This window comes from Rodentibacter heidelbergensis (assembly GCF_002000125.1).
GTDB classification, from domain to species: Bacteria; Pseudomonadota; Gammaproteobacteria; order Enterobacterales; family Pasteurellaceae; genus Rodentibacter; species Rodentibacter heidelbergensis.
The window spans coordinates 134,277-148,274 of sequence record NZ_MLHH01000005.1; the positions used below are offsets into that span (position 1 = coordinate 134,277).

Genomic DNA, 13,998 nt, shown 5'->3' on the forward strand with positions numbered 1-13,998 from the left:
ATGAATCATTTAGCGAGATTAGAGCAAAAAATCGGGTATCAATTTAAGGATATTTCGCTTTTAAAATTGGCGCTCACCCATCGTAGTGCCGCTACAAAACACAATGAACGCTTAGAGTTTCTTGGCGATGCTATCCTCAATTTCACTATTGCGGAGGCGTTGTATCATCAATTCCCCCATTGTAACGAAGGCGAACTAAGCCGTATGCGGGCAACCTTGGTAAGAGAAAAAACGCTCGCGATGTTAGCCCGTCAGTTTGAACTGGGGGAATATCTTTCTCTTGGTTCCGGTGAGTTGAAAAGCGGTGGTTTTCGTCGTGAATCTATTCTTGCAGACTGCGTGGAGGCGATTATTGGGGCGATGTCGTTGGATCAGGGCATTATTCTCACCACCCAAGTGGTTCGAACTTGGTATCAAAGGTTGTTAGCCGAAATCAAACCCGGCGATAATCAAAAAGATGCCAAAACCCGCCTGCAGGAGTATTTACAAAGTAAAGGGCTGGCATTGCCAAGCTATGAGGTGATTAACATTCAAGGGGAACCTCATTGCCAGACTTTCACTGTGGAATGTAAAGTGAAAAATATCGATAAAATTGACCGCACTTTTGTGGCGAAAGGCTCAAGCCGCCGTAAAGCAGAACAGGCGGCAGCAGAACAAGTATTAAAAGAATTGGATATCAAATGACAGCACAATTTGACAAAACCTATTGCGGTTTTATTGCCATTGTAGGCCGCCCGAATGTTGGGAAATCCACGCTCTTAAATAAAATTTTAGGGCAAAAAATCTCAATTACATCACGCAAAGCGCAAACCACCCGCCACCGCATTGTGGGGATCAAAACCGAAGGGGCTTACCAAGAAATTTATGTGGATACCCCGGGCTTGCACATTGAAGAAAAACGTGCCATTAACCGTTTAATGAACCGAGCAGCAAGCAGTGCGATTGGCGATGTGGATCTCATCATTTTTGTGGTGGACGGAACCCATTGGAATGCCGATGATGAAATGGTGTTAAACAAACTTCGCAATGCGAAAGCCCCGGTGGTATTGGCAATTAACAAAGTGGACAACATCAAAAATAAAGATGATTTATTGCCCTTTATCACCGAATTAAGCGAAAAATTTGATTTCGCCCATATTGTGCCGATTTCCGCCCAACGGGGAAATAATGTTCACCAATTGGAAAAAATTGTACGTTCAGCTTTGCGTGAAGGCGTACATCATTTTCCTGAAGATTATGTAACGGATCGTTCACAGCGTTTTATGGCTTCGGAGATTATCCGTGAGAAATTGATGCGTTTTACCGGTGAGGAATTGCCTTATTCGGTTACCGTAGAAATTGAACAATTTAAAGTCAATGAACGTGGCACTTATGAAATTAACGGATTGATTTTGGTGGAACGTGAAGGTCAAAAGAAAATGGTGATTGGTACACAAGGGCAAAAAATCAAAAGGATCGGTATGGAAGCCCGTGCAGATATGGAGCGTTTATTTGATAACAAAGTGCATCTTGAATTATGGGTGAAAGTGAAATCCGGTTGGGCAGATGATGAACGTGCATTACGCAGTTTAGGCTATATGGATGAATAAAAGAGCGGTTGTTTTTCCGTAAGTTTTATGAGGTAGAAAGCCGGTATTATATCGCAGTGACTGAAATATGATTTAGGCGTTATTTGTAGGGACACACTGCGTGTGTCCGTTATAAAATCAAATTATTTCAATAGGTTAAAATTCGGACACACGCAGTGTGTCCCTACATTTTTTCCCTTATTCCTAGCGCACAAGCATAAGCCGAACTCCATGCCCACTGAAAATTATAACCGCCAAGCCAGCCGGTTACATCTAATACTTCACCAATAAAATATAAGCCTTGTACTTGTTGGCTTTCCATGGTTTTGGAAGAAAGATAGCGGGTATCGACACCGCCCAAGGTGACTTCTGCGGTGCGATAGCCCTCTGTACCATTGGGGGTAAATTGCCAGTGGTGAATTAAATCCGCCAAATTTTTTAACCGCACTTTGCTGAGATTGGCGATGTTTTCATCTTCAATGAGCTTTTGTTCCCACCATAGTTCGACTAATTTTTTCGGTAACAAGCGGCTGAGTAGGGTTTTTAGCATCAGTTTTGGGGTGCGCTGTTTGATGTGTTGGATTTCTTCTTCAATATTGTGTGTCGGCAGTAAATCAATTTCCACGCTTTCATTAGGCTGCCAATAATTCGAAATTTGCAATACAGCAGGGCCGGAAATTCCCCGATGAGTGAAAAGCAACTGATTATGAAAGGATTTTCCGCAATTTGCCATTACCGTAACCGGTAGGCTAATGCCTGAAAGTGCGGTCAAAAATTTATCGGTTTCTCGATAAGTAAAAGGCACAAGGCTAGCCCGAGGGGGAACTACCGGAATATTAAATTGTTCAGCGATTTGATAACCGAAAGGCGTGACACCAAGCCCCGGCATGGAAAGCCCACCGGTGGCAATGACCAAGTTTTTACATTGCCATTGTATCGCATTGGCAGTGACCTTAAATCGCACCTTTTCATCATGTTCAACCCGTTCAACCTGCGATATTTCACTGCGTAGATGAAGATTGACTTGATATTTTTCACATTCTGTCGCCAACATCCCAACGATTTTATCTGCCCCTTCATCACAAAAAAGTTGTCCGAGTTCTTTTTCGTGATAGGCAATGCCGTATTCCGCCACGAGCGAAATGAAATCCCAGTTGGTATAACGGGCGAGGGCGGATTTGACAAAATGTGGGTTTTGCGAGAGATAGTGGTTGGGTGTCACATCAAGGTTGGTAAAATTACAAAAACCACCGCCGGACATTAAGATTTTTCGTCCGATTTTTTTACCTTTATCTAAAATGGTAACCTCTTTTTCCTGTTTGCCTAATTGTGCGGCACAAAATAAACCGGCAGCCCCGGCCCCGATAATCAGGGTTTCGGAATAATGTTTCACTGGGCTTGCCCTCGGTCTAAAAACTCCAACATTTTCATTCGTTGAATGACCATTCGGCGATCTACGGCGGCATTGCCGGTATCTAACAATTGCTGTAAATAATCTTTTGCTTGCGTATAGTTGCGTGCTTCAAGGGAAAGGGTAGCGAGCAAAGAAAGACTGGCAATTTCTTTGGGGTTTTGAGTGAGGGCTTGGCTTAAAAGTTGCTGTGCTTCAGGCGTTATCTGTTGCCCTGCTTGATAATAAAGTGCGGTCGCTTTTAAGCCTAAAATATTGGGTTGACTGCCCGATAATTTTTCCGCATTGGCATAGGCGATGAGGGCGTGATCAAATTCATTATTTTGCACATAAGCCTCACCCAGTTGAATCCAATCCTCGGTATTATTCGGATCAGCCCGCAATTTATCTTGAATTTTGCCGATAACATCTTCTTTTTTGTGAAAATCGGCCATTTCAATTTGCTTGTTATGCTGAGCAATCATCGCTTGCTCGCCCTCTTGTAGGCGTGAAAAACGATCGAGGGATAAATAATAGCCAAGGGGAATAGCAACGAGTAACGCCAAAATACTGAGGGTGATTTTTCCACTAGACTTTTGGGTGGCAAGCGTAGTGGGTTCGTTTTGTTCAACCGCTTTTAATGTCGAATTTAATGGAGAAGAGGATGAATGCTCTTTGAGCTGCGCTGTTTTTTGCTGAGAAGACCAAATCAACCCTGCTGCGAGCAGGAATAATCCAATGGGTAATAACCATAATAATGCCGTATTCCATTGAAAAGGGGGCTTATAATTGACAAAATCGCCGAAACGAGCCGTCATCGTATCAATAATTTGCTGATTGGTTTTTCCTTCGTTGACCATGTTATACACTTCAATACGCAGATCGTAGGCGATAGGGGAATTGGATTCCACCAAGTTTTGATTTTGACATTGCGGGCAACGTAGCGATTTCGCTAGCTCTACTGCACGGGTGCGGTCTGCCGAGCTTTTGAATTGATAAGTATCCACCATTTCGGCTTGGGTAAACAAGCTAAAGCAGAATAAAAGTGCGGTTAAAAAGATTTTCATTTTTTCATTAATTCTTGAATTTTAGGAAGAAAGACATTTTTCCAGGTTTCTCGATCAAGTAATCCGGAATGACGATAACGAATAATACCGTTAGCATCCACTAAATAGGTTTCCGGCGCGCCGTCTACACCGAGTTTCATAGCCAGTTCCCCTTGGCTGTCATCTATCGTCAAAAGGAAAGGATTACCCATTTTTTTGAGCATTTCTCGTCCCTTTTGTGGATTATCCCGATAATCAATGCCGATGATAGGAAGCGTTTTGGCGATCTCCATTAATAACGGATGTTCTTCTTTGCAATAACCACACCAACTGCCCCATACATTTAATAAAAAGGGGGTTTTAGGGAAATCTTTTAGGCTGAGGGTTTGATTCGGCGCTAATAAGTTTGCTTGATAAAACTCCGGCACGGGTTTATCAATGAGTGCAGAGGCAAGCTTTTTCGGATCTTGGTTTAGCCCGGCAATTAATAAGATACATACCCCTAAAAGCATGAATAGCGGGGTAAAAAAGAGGAGTTTTTTCTTCATGATCTTTCCTGTTTTCGGCGTACACCCAATGTGCTACAAAGTGCTCCTAATGCCATTAAAACTCCGCCTGCCCAAAGCCAACGAATAAGCGGTTTGTAATGCAGACGGAAGGTAAATTCCCCTTTCCCTAGAGGATCGCCCATGACGATATAGAGATCGCCAAAGAAGCCGCCACTTAAACCGACTTCACTCATCGTCATTGTGCGAACATCATAATAACGGCGTTCCGGGATGATGGTGGCGTAAGGTTTCCCTTTTTCTGTCACGTCAAAAAATGCCACTTCGGTGGTGAAATTAGGGCCGATTTCGTTCGAAAATTGGCGGTAATAAAATTCGTATTGACCGAGTTTTTGGCTTTGTTGTGGTGCAAGGCGAACACCGATTTCACTGCCAAAATAGCTACTCATCACCGCCCCCATGGTGGCAATCGCCACACCGCAATGGGCAAAAATCATTCCCAATTGTGAGAGGTGGATTTTTCGCCAATTTTGCCATAAGGTCGCAAAGAAAAGCCAGATGGCAAGGGTTAATAAAAGGAAAGCAAAACCGTGGAAACGAAGTGCTTCGTTATGATGAATTTGTTGCCAAATCATCAATAAACCAATGCCTCCGGCTGGGACAATCAATAATAAACGGCGTAGAAAAAAGGTTTTGTCAAATTTTGCCCAACGTAATGAGAGAGAAACCACCATTGCCACGAGCATAATCGTTAAAATAGGTAAGAAAATGCTATTGAAATAGGGGCTGCCTACTGAAATAGACCCCCAGTTCATCGCTTGAAATAACATGGGGTAGAAAGTGCCTAAAAAGGTGGAAACCGTAGCAATGGTTAATAAAATATTGAGTAATAACATCCCACCGGCTTTTGAAACAAGCTGAAATTTGACTGCACTTTCTGGTGTATGATTTGAACGTAGTGCGAATAATCCAAAAGCCAATAAGGAGAGTAAAAAGAAAATGAGCAGTAACGCATAGCCTCGGGTGTTATCAACAGCAAAGGCGTGGACGGAGGTGAGTGCACCTGAGCGAACAATAAAGGTGCCGAGTACGCTGAAAGCAAAGGTGAGAAGAGAAAATAAGGTTGTCCAATAAGGAAATCCCCCTTGTTTTTCAGCGATGACTAAACTGTGTAGTAAAGCAAGCCCGAGCAACCATGGCATAAGCGAGGCGTTTTCTACCGGATCCCAGAACCACCAGCCGCCCCAGCCTAATTCATAATAGGCCCACCATGCACCCAGTACGATGCCAAGGGTTAAAAATAACCATGATACTAAGACCCAACTTCGCATTTTATTGGCGATTTGTTGCACAGGTTGATGATAAATGAGGGCACTTAGGCTCATGGCAAAATTCACCGCAAAGCCCACATAGCCAATGTAAAGTAATGGCGGGTGGAAAATTAGCCCAATATCTTGCAACATCGGGTTGAGATCTCGGCCCTCCATCGGTGCGGGGAAAATTCGTCCAAAGGGATTGGAATAAAACAAAATAAATAACGCAAAACCAAAGCAAATTAACCCTAGTAAAGCGAGGCTTTGAGCGGAAAAAGTGCGGTCATTTTTTCGGTTAAAAAAAGCAAAAGCAGTCAACCATAAACTCAATGAAAACAACCAGAATAACATTGATCCTTCATGTCCTCCCCAAGTTGCGGCAACTTTGAAAAAGGTAGGCAGTTGGGAATTGGAATGGGCTGCAACGTATTCTAGGGTGAAATCATCGATGGCAAAAGAATAAGCGAGAATGGCAAGAGAGATTGTGGTGGAAATAGTGAAAACATAGCTTAACCACCAAGCCGAATTGATTAAGGTAGTATTTTTTTTAAATAGCCCCACCTGTGGCAACAATGCAAGAAATAATGCACTGAGGGTGGCAATTAAAAGAGAGAGAAAGCCAAGTTCTGGAAGCATAATAAATTTTTAGTGATTAATGTGTATGATTTCAAAAAAGAAAGGCGCATAGTAATACGCCTTTCTTGATAAAACAACCTTTGCTTATGCTACGGTTAATTGTCCCGCATACAAAATAAAGTAGCGTAAACAGAGTACCCCGATCAGGTCGAAAATCGATACCCAAATAATAAAGCTGCGGTTATATTTGAATCGGTCAGAGGCAAACATATTGGCGATTAATGGGATCAAAATACCGATAAAGAAAACACCAATCCAGAATACGGCTCCCCAGAATCCCGAAAGGGCATTGTATAACGCCAAGGTTTTTTGCCCGCCACCAAAATATAATCCTACAAAGAAGCACACTAATAAGCCGAGTTCGGTTACCATAATCGGCACTTCAAATTTGTGGATAAAGTGAGATTCGTGAGAATCCCCTTTCAATTTGCCTGCGATAAGAATGATTAAGAAAGTTGCCGCAATACCGGATGAGGTACCTGATGCTAAGAATAATGCCGGCAATACCGGATTATTTAACATTGGATAGCTGATTAACGCAGAAAGTAGAAAACCGGTATAGGCCCCTAAAACCGCCGCTAATACGAATAAAATCACCTCTACCGGGCTCATTAAACGTTCGGCAAAACCAATGAATTTCATCACAAAGCGGAGTTTTGGCATAAAACGCTGAATGAGTGCTTCTATCTCATTTTTGAAGATCACCACCGCCCATAAGACCAAAAACAACATATACACTTGGAACAGCATGACCCCCATGGACATGACAGAATTAAATTGATAATTGAACATCAATTTCCAGAATGTCCAAGGGCGTGCCAAGTGAAAAATTAATAGGGTTAAACCGATTAATGTGGGTACCGAGCCTAAAATAACCCCAGCTCGAATAATCCAGTTTTGGCTTGGATTTTCCAATTTATTACTGCGTTTGAATGCAATGGCGAGTTGTACCGCACCGGATGAGATCCCAAGTAAAAACAAATAGATCGCAATGGTTGAATCCCACACTAAATTTGGGGTGTGGAACGGAACTGGATAATCTAACGTCATCTTCTAGGCTCCCCATGTTGGAATGGAATATGGTAAAGATTGGGTTGTGTACCTAATTCCACTTTGGTGCGATAAACCAGTTTTTCTTTGACTTTACGCGCCACTTCACTATTCGGATCGTTCATATCGCCAAAGGTGAGGGCTTTTGTCGGACAAGCTTCCACACAAGCCGGTTGTTTACCGTTGGCTAAATTGGTATCCCGACAGAAATTACACTTATCGGCAGTTTTATGCACAGGGTGGATAAAACGCACACGATATGGGCAGACTGCAATACAATATTGGCAGCCGACACATAAATCTTTATGTACATCAACAATGCCTGTTTCACTGTCAATAAATGAAGCCCCGGTCGGACAAACGGCCACACAAGGTGCGTTGCTACAATGTTGGCAAGATTGACGGAAAAACTCATATTCCTGATTTGGAAATTCGCCATAAGGTTCGCTACGCAAAATCTCTAAACGAGATACGCCTTGCGGTACTTGATTGACATCACGACAGGCATCCATACAGGCAGTACAGCCAATGCAAGCCGTTTCATCATGTATCATCGCATAACGTTTGGTTTTATCCGCCTTGTCTTCTTTTGCTAAAGAAGTTAAAGAGGTTCCCGTCATAAGGATCACCGCCCCCATGCCGGAAACAAAGTTTCGGCGTGAGCAAGTTGTCATTGTTTATCCTTTTGTTCGGTTGATTTTTCTTGTTCTGACAATTTTTCTTTTTCAGATTGGCGTTTTTGTTGTTCACCGTGACAGTCGACACAAAGTTTAACACGCTGTTTTGGCTGAATACCTTTCATTGCGTCTTCTTTTGGATGCAGGGTGTGGCAACTTGCACAAGGCAATTTCATCGCATGAACATCGTGTGCCCATAATTTTTCACGCAGTTTATCCGGTTGGTGACAAGCAAAACAGATTTGGTTTTGTTCTTGTACGGAATACATTGGTTTTTTCTCACCAAAAATATCCCCCTCAAAACGCATGACATCTTTCGCCCCACGACGGTGGTTTTCAGTAATATTACCGTGACAGCTTACACAGGTGATTGGTTTGCCGTTGTTCGGATTTTTTTGGTTTAAGTGTGTACCATGGAATTTTCCAAAGTGTAACTCTCCCCCGGATTGATCTAAGGTTTGGTTTTTATCTACTTTGTCAAATTTATGGCATTTTGCACAATATTGGTTTGGATCACGTTGATTGTCTAATTGCGGCTCATAACTGAGTGTTGAATCCGCTTGTGCATGAGCAATCATTGGCGTTGCTGCCGCAAAGAGAAGAAATGCAGCCGCTTTTGCCATATTGCGAAGAAAAGACGTTAAATTCATTTTGGAACCTCAAATTTATGATGGAAAACAACCGCACTTTTACCCGAAAAGTGCGGTAAGGTTTCTTATTGTTTTGTTGCGCTGTCTTCAGCTAATTTGCCGTTGGCTTTCGCTTCTTTTTCCCATTGAGGTACAACTGTTTTTAAGAACTCTTCTTTGGCTTGACGTTCTTTTTCGATATCAATACCCATCACTTTCCAGGCTTTTTCTGCTGTAGAGATATCAGGTACTTCAACCGGTGTTTTTACGCCGTGTTTGGTTAGGATTGCAGCGAGTTTCGTGCGTGCATCTGCCGCTTTATCTAAACCGGAGCCTAATACACGAAGCATCACATCAGGTGCATGCATATGACCACCATGACTTGCTGCTGCGTAATCCCAACGCCATTGTGCGTGACGGATATCCATTAATGCCGCTTCCATTTCTTCTTTGGTTGCACCGGCATCCCAAGCCGCTTTGGCTTCAAAGTGTGCTCTCACTACTTGATCTTCTAAACGACCCATCACATCTTTCACGTCTTTTTTACGGGAAGCAACGATCTCTTTTAATTTTTCTTTACTTTGATCATGGCAGTTTGCACAAGTGGAATCAAAGGCATCAAATGGGTTTTGGATTTGGTGATCCGTATAAACAGTGCCATCGGCATCCTGTACTTTTGGCATATGGCAGTCTACACAGGTTACCCCATTTTTACCGTGCATCCCTAAAGACCAAATTTCAAAGTCAGGGTGTTGTGCTTTTAACATTGGCGCTTTAGAAAGGGAGTGTGTCCAATCGCTGAAACCAATGTCATCGTAGTATTTCTCAATATCATCAACAGTTTGCCCATTGTTCCATGGGAAGGTCACCTGTTTGATATCACCGGCAAAATAGTATTCAACGTGACAGTTTGCACAGATTTCCGCACGTTGTTCTGTGCGTGCCGCCGTGTTAAAACTCAACTCTGCTTGTGATTTTCCTTCTGCTTTTGCTTTGGCTTGTAAGGCATTATTAAGATGATCTAAAGCACGCAAAACATGTGGACGTGCAATACGCAATGCCGGTTTTCCCTCTGCAAACTCTTTAGAGGTGGTATCGTGACAGTCTGCACAACCGATAGAGTTCACGACTTCAGGCCCACCTTTTGCCCATTTGGCATTAAAGTAACCTTCTTCCCCCCATTCTGCGATTAAACGAGGTACATCAGGCCCTTTACACGTCCAACATGCCATTGGTTGAGGACCGTCATTCGCAGTTTTTGGTGCGCCGGTACGCAAAATATCGCGCACATCTTTAATGGCGTAAGCATGGCCTCGTGGTGCGTTATATTCTTTGGAGAAAGCATATCCGCCCCAAAGCACGATTAAACGAGGATCTTCTTCATCGGCATAAATTAATTTATCGCCTTTTTCTGTCGCTTTCCAAGACTGGAACTGTTTTGGATATTTTTCTGCGAATTTTTCATTCACCGCTTCAATTTTTAAATTTGGGTTCGGAGCCTCAACGGGTTGCTCAACCGGTTTATAAACCATTTCAGCCATTGCCGAATTATAAGCGCCTAGGGCAGCGAAAGAGGCAGCCAAAATAAGACTTTTTCTTAATGTATTCACGATAAACACTCCATAAAAAAGTGGGGAAGAATAAAGTAATTCAAATGCAAACTATTATCGATAACTTATTGATCTTACTCAATAAAGATAGTTCAGTTCGAGAATAACAATAACAAAAGTATGGTGATTTTCTAGGGCTATTGATGAAAAAGTTGCTTTAGATCAAAAGAAAAAACAAAAATACACCTAAAGAGGTAGGGGTGAAGAGGAAAATTTAACCGCACTTGGGATTATCAAAAGTGCGGTTAATTTTTTTATCGTTTCCAACTTTTGCGTTCGGTTAATACTTGCTTTATTTCTTCAATCACTGTATCCCAAACTGGCAATGGTGTCGAACAACGGAAAAGTTGAACGCTTGGATACCAAAGATTACTTGATTCAACCAATCCCCAACGCCAATCTCCAATATAAGGCAACATCAATAAACTCGGAATGCCCATTGCACCGGCAACGTGAACCACGGAAGTATCAACGGAAACGAGACAATCAAGGTGAGGCAACATTGCTGCCGTTTCAGCAAAATCCTTTGCACTTTTCGCTACATTGGGAATATTGTATTTTTCCAGTAAACGTACTTCCTGTTCATTACAGGCTTTTTGAACGCAATACCAATCGATCCCTTCCATTTGAAATAGGGTTTCAATATGGCCTAAATGATGAATAGAACGGTAGGCATCATTTTCGTGAGTTGGGTCACCACGCCAAACAATACCGACTTTTAAATTTCCCGTATCTGGAAATAAATGTGTAGTATTTTTCTGCATATCGGGATCTGCAAAAAGATAAGGTAAGCGTTTAGGTAAATGTAGAAAAGGTGTGCTTACATAAGCTAAAATTTCGTGTGGATAAACCCAATAATCAAATTCTCCGATGAGCTTTGATTGATCGATGGATTGATCTTTCAATTTGGTGGAATCAATCAGCCAATCAATATCGGGGTGGGAGGAAATAAGAGAAACAATCGGGTTTTGCACTATCCATTTCACTGTTGCTCTTTGGGTTTTAAAATAATAGGCCAATTGAGCAAACATAATTTCATCGCCTAAACCAAACTCAGTCCAAACTACGATCGTTTTTCCTGCTAAATCTTCACCTTTCCAACGTTTCTCATAAAATTTTTCCGATGGAGGTGTTGGGGTTCGACGTAGATGAGCATGGCCTAAAACGCTTTCTCGTTGTTGAAAGCCTATTTGATAATTTCCATTGGACAACGTATTTAAGGCTGTATAGATGTTCATTCCCCGAGAGAGGGTTCTGTCGGACAAGCGTTGCCAACTTTCATGGCTAACAAAGGGTACATTATGAAATAATTTACTTCGGATAAAATGAGACAAAACGGAATGTGGTGAGGCATATTCCATTTTGTCCAATAGCGGAAGAAGGTGAGAGATTGGAGCCTTTTCATTAAGTGCTTGTATTATCTTTGTGTGGATTTCAGCGGTATTGATAACATTTTTACTGAAGACCCAAATATTGGGATTGGGTTGTTCATGTACTGTTAAAAGATCAGGAAAAAGTGCTTTCAACATCTCTGGTGTTCTTTCAGCAATGCTTTCCATTAACAGCCAACCATCATTTTTCAATACCCTTATCCAACACAACAAATTTTCTTTAGAATAAGAAAGATCTGCATCAATAAAAATAGCTGAAAAAGTAGATTCTTTTGTATGGTGAAGTTTATCTTTTGTTCCTAATTCACGATTCCAAACGAGAACTTGTAACTTTTCAAGAAATTCTTGATTAAAATTAACCATCATTAAATCGGAACAAAGCTTAAGCGCAAGACCTTGTTTCATTATTTTGTTATTCCTGATTCGGTTTGATAAATTGAATTTGAATGACTCCTGCTAAGAGATTGTAAGAATTATCCTCTACAGCAATGGGGTATTCTAAATTTAAATGAAAAAAACTCAAGTTGAGATAAGAACAAAGAGCTTAAGGTAAAACACATACAGTGAAGCAGTTTTTTGCTCCTAATTAAGATTGGAAAAATATCCTGTTAAGAGAATTGCTTGGTTGTGAAGAACTACACATTGAAATTCTATTTTAAGCGAGCTTAATTTTACTTTTTCTTTTGGCATTGTGGGCAAATATAGCTATTGCGTTGCCCGATGATAAGACTTTCAATTTTTGTTCCACATTTTGGACAAGGTTTGCCTTTGTTGCCATAAACCAATAATTCTTGCGCAAAATAGCCGAGGCGGCCATCGGGTTGTAAGAAGTCTTTGAGGGTCGTTCCGCCTTGTTCAATGGCTTTGGTAAGGACGTTTTTGATTGTATCAACGATAAGTTCGCATTGTTTTCGGGTGAGATTGGCGGCGACTTTGAGGGGATGTAAACCACATAAAAATAGTGTTTCATTGGCGTAAATATTCCCCACACCGACCACAACGGCATTATCCATCAGGAAGGTTTTAAGTGCGGTCAGTTTTTTGCGAGATTTTTTAAAGAGATATTCGGCGTTAAATTCTTCGGAAAGAGGTTCTGGGCCAAGTTTTAAAAAGAGATGAAATTCCTCAAGATTTTCCGTCCACAACCAAGCGCCAAAACGACGGGGATCGTTATAGCGTAATAACTTCCCGTTATTCATGACGATATCCACATGATCGTGTTTATCAATGGGGCTGTTGTGCGGCACAATTCTCACAGAGCCGGACATACCTAAATGCCCGATGATATAGCCTTGCTCCGTATGAAGAATAAGGTATTTTGCACGGCGGGTAAGCTTGAGAAGATTGACGTTCTCTAATGCCATCAGCTCAGGAGAAACCGACCAACGTAATTGTGGCTGGCGAACGACAATTTTTTCAATCATAAAGCCTTTTAGATAAGGGCTGACACCTCGTAGGGCGGTTTCGACTTCAGGTAATTCGGGCATAGTTGAGATCGTGTATAGATTTTGTGTACAAAAAAACCCGAGTTATCTCGGGCTTTTTCAAATCAGCAAAATTATTTGATTTTTGCTTCTTTATAGATAACGTGTTTACGCACTACTGGATCAAATTTTTTGATTTCCATTTTTTCAGGCATATTACGTTTGTTTTTATCAGTAGTATAGAAATGACCGGTCTCTGCAGTAGAAACTAAACGGATTTTTTCACGAGCGCCTTTCGCTGCCATGTTTTAGCTCCTTAGATTTTTTCGCCACGAGCACGGATTTCAGCTAACACTGCATCAATGCCTTTTTTATCAATAATACGCATACCTTTCGCAGTTAAACGTAAGGCTACGAAACGTTTTTCACTTTCCACCCAAAAACGGTGAGTATGAAGGTTTGGAAGAAAACGACGACGTGTCGCATTCATTGCGTGTGAGCGATTGTTACCCACAGCCGGACGCTTGCCTGTTACTTGACAAACTCTAGACATAATAATCTCCAATAATTAAATATAAGCTCGAGCTTACGGTTCGGATTGTTTAAACTTGGCTGAAACCAAGCTCGTTACCTCGTCAGGTCGCGCTGATCCGACCCGCTTACTATATTAAAGGTCGCAGATTATACTGACTTTATTTTTATTTCTCAAGCATAAATGCGATTTTCCTTGGCGTGAGGCGTAAAAACTCTCACTTTAA

General features: G+C 41.7%; 14 protein-coding genes. 2 read left to right on the plus strand and 12 right to left on the minus strand.

What is annotated here, in order from left to right:
* Together rnc and era are read left to right on the plus strand one after the other, a co-directional pair.
* Positions 1-684, plus strand: coding sequence for a ribonuclease III (rnc, locus tag BKK48_RS02890; protein ID WP_077420423.1), 684 nt, complete (start codon positions 1-3; stop codon positions 682-684).
* Positions 681-1,589, plus strand: coding sequence for a GTPase Era (gene era / locus BKK48_RS02895; RefSeq protein ID WP_077426696.1), 909 nt, complete (start codon positions 681-683; stop codon positions 1,587-1,589). Before rnc ends, era begins: the two co-directional genes overlap by 4 nt.
* 163 nt (positions 1,590-1,752) lie before the next feature.
* On the opposite strand, the gene BKK48_RS02900 is transcribed toward era, so the two are convergent.
* The 12 genes from BKK48_RS02900 to rpmB form a co-directional block, all read right to left on the minus strand.
* On the minus strand, positions 1,753-2,961 hold the full coding sequence (locus tag BKK48_RS02900) for a BaiN/RdsA family NAD(P)/FAD-dependent oxidoreductase (RefSeq protein ID WP_077426697.1): 1,209 nt from the start codon (positions 2,959-2,961) through the stop codon (positions 1,753-1,755).
* Positions 2,958-4,025 carry a heme lyase NrfEFG subunit NrfF gene (gene nrfF / locus BKK48_RS02905; RefSeq protein WP_077426698.1) on the minus strand — a complete coding sequence of 356 codons (1,068 nt, stop codon included), beginning with the start codon at positions 4,023-4,025 and terminating at the stop codon, positions 2,958-2,960. Before nrfF ends, BKK48_RS02900 begins: the two co-directional genes overlap by 4 nt.
* Positions 4,022-4,552 (minus strand): DsbE family thiol:disulfide interchange protein, encoded by a 531-nt coding sequence (locus tag BKK48_RS02910; protein ID WP_077426699.1) that lies wholly within the window; start codon positions 4,550-4,552, stop codon positions 4,022-4,024. The genes nrfF and BKK48_RS02910 overlap by 4 nt, the downstream gene beginning before the upstream one ends.
* Complete coding sequence (gene nrfE / locus BKK48_RS02915; protein ID WP_077426700.1) at positions 4,549-6,459, minus strand: heme lyase NrfEFG subunit NrfE; 1,911 nt, start codon at positions 6,457-6,459, stop codon at positions 4,549-4,551. Before nrfE ends, BKK48_RS02910 begins: the two co-directional genes overlap by 4 nt.
* Before the next feature lie 84 nt (positions 6,460-6,543).
* Positions 6,544-7,509 carry a cytochrome c nitrite reductase subunit NrfD gene (gene nrfD, locus BKK48_RS02920; protein WP_077426701.1) on the minus strand — a complete coding sequence of 322 codons (966 nt, stop codon included), beginning with the start codon at positions 7,507-7,509 and terminating at the stop codon, positions 6,544-6,546.
* Positions 7,506-8,183 (minus strand): cytochrome c nitrite reductase Fe-S protein, encoded by a 678-nt coding sequence (gene nrfC / locus BKK48_RS02925; protein WP_077426702.1) that lies wholly within the window; start codon positions 8,181-8,183, stop codon positions 7,506-7,508. Before nrfC ends, nrfD begins: the two co-directional genes overlap by 4 nt.
* Entirely contained in the window at positions 8,180-8,836 is a 657-nt protein-coding gene (gene nrfB, locus BKK48_RS02930; RefSeq protein ID WP_077426703.1) for a cytochrome c nitrite reductase pentaheme subunit, read from the minus strand. Before nrfB ends, nrfC begins: the two co-directional genes overlap by 4 nt.
* Positions 8,837-8,901: 65 nt before the next feature.
* Complete coding sequence (nrfA, locus tag BKK48_RS02935; RefSeq protein ID WP_208604177.1) at positions 8,902-10,425, minus strand: ammonia-forming nitrite reductase cytochrome c552 subunit; 1,524 nt, start codon at positions 10,423-10,425, stop codon at positions 8,902-8,904.
* Positions 10,426-10,679: 254 nt separating this feature from the next.
* Positions 10,680-12,221 carry a glycosyltransferase family protein gene (locus BKK48_RS02940; protein WP_077426705.1) on the minus strand — a complete coding sequence of 514 codons (1,542 nt, stop codon included), beginning with the start codon at positions 12,219-12,221 and terminating at the stop codon, positions 10,680-10,682.
* Between the two features lie 266 nt (positions 12,222-12,487).
* The gene (mutM, locus tag BKK48_RS02945) at positions 12,488-13,303 is read right to left on the minus strand and encodes a DNA-formamidopyrimidine glycosylase (protein ID WP_077426706.1); all 816 of its coding nucleotides are present in this window, start codon (positions 13,301-13,303) and stop codon (positions 12,488-12,490) included.
* Between the two features lie 71 nt (positions 13,304-13,374).
* Positions 13,375-13,545, minus strand: a complete 171-nt coding sequence (rpmG, locus tag BKK48_RS02950; RefSeq protein ID WP_005613503.1) for a 50S ribosomal protein L33 — start codon at positions 13,543-13,545, stop codon at positions 13,375-13,377.
* Positions 13,546-13,556: 11 nt separating this feature from the next.
* Positions 13,557-13,793 carry a 50S ribosomal protein L28 gene (gene rpmB / locus BKK48_RS02955; protein WP_077426707.1) on the minus strand — a complete coding sequence of 79 codons (237 nt, stop codon included), beginning with the start codon at positions 13,791-13,793 and terminating at the stop codon, positions 13,557-13,559.
* Between the last annotated feature and the right edge of the window lie 205 nt (positions 13,794-13,998).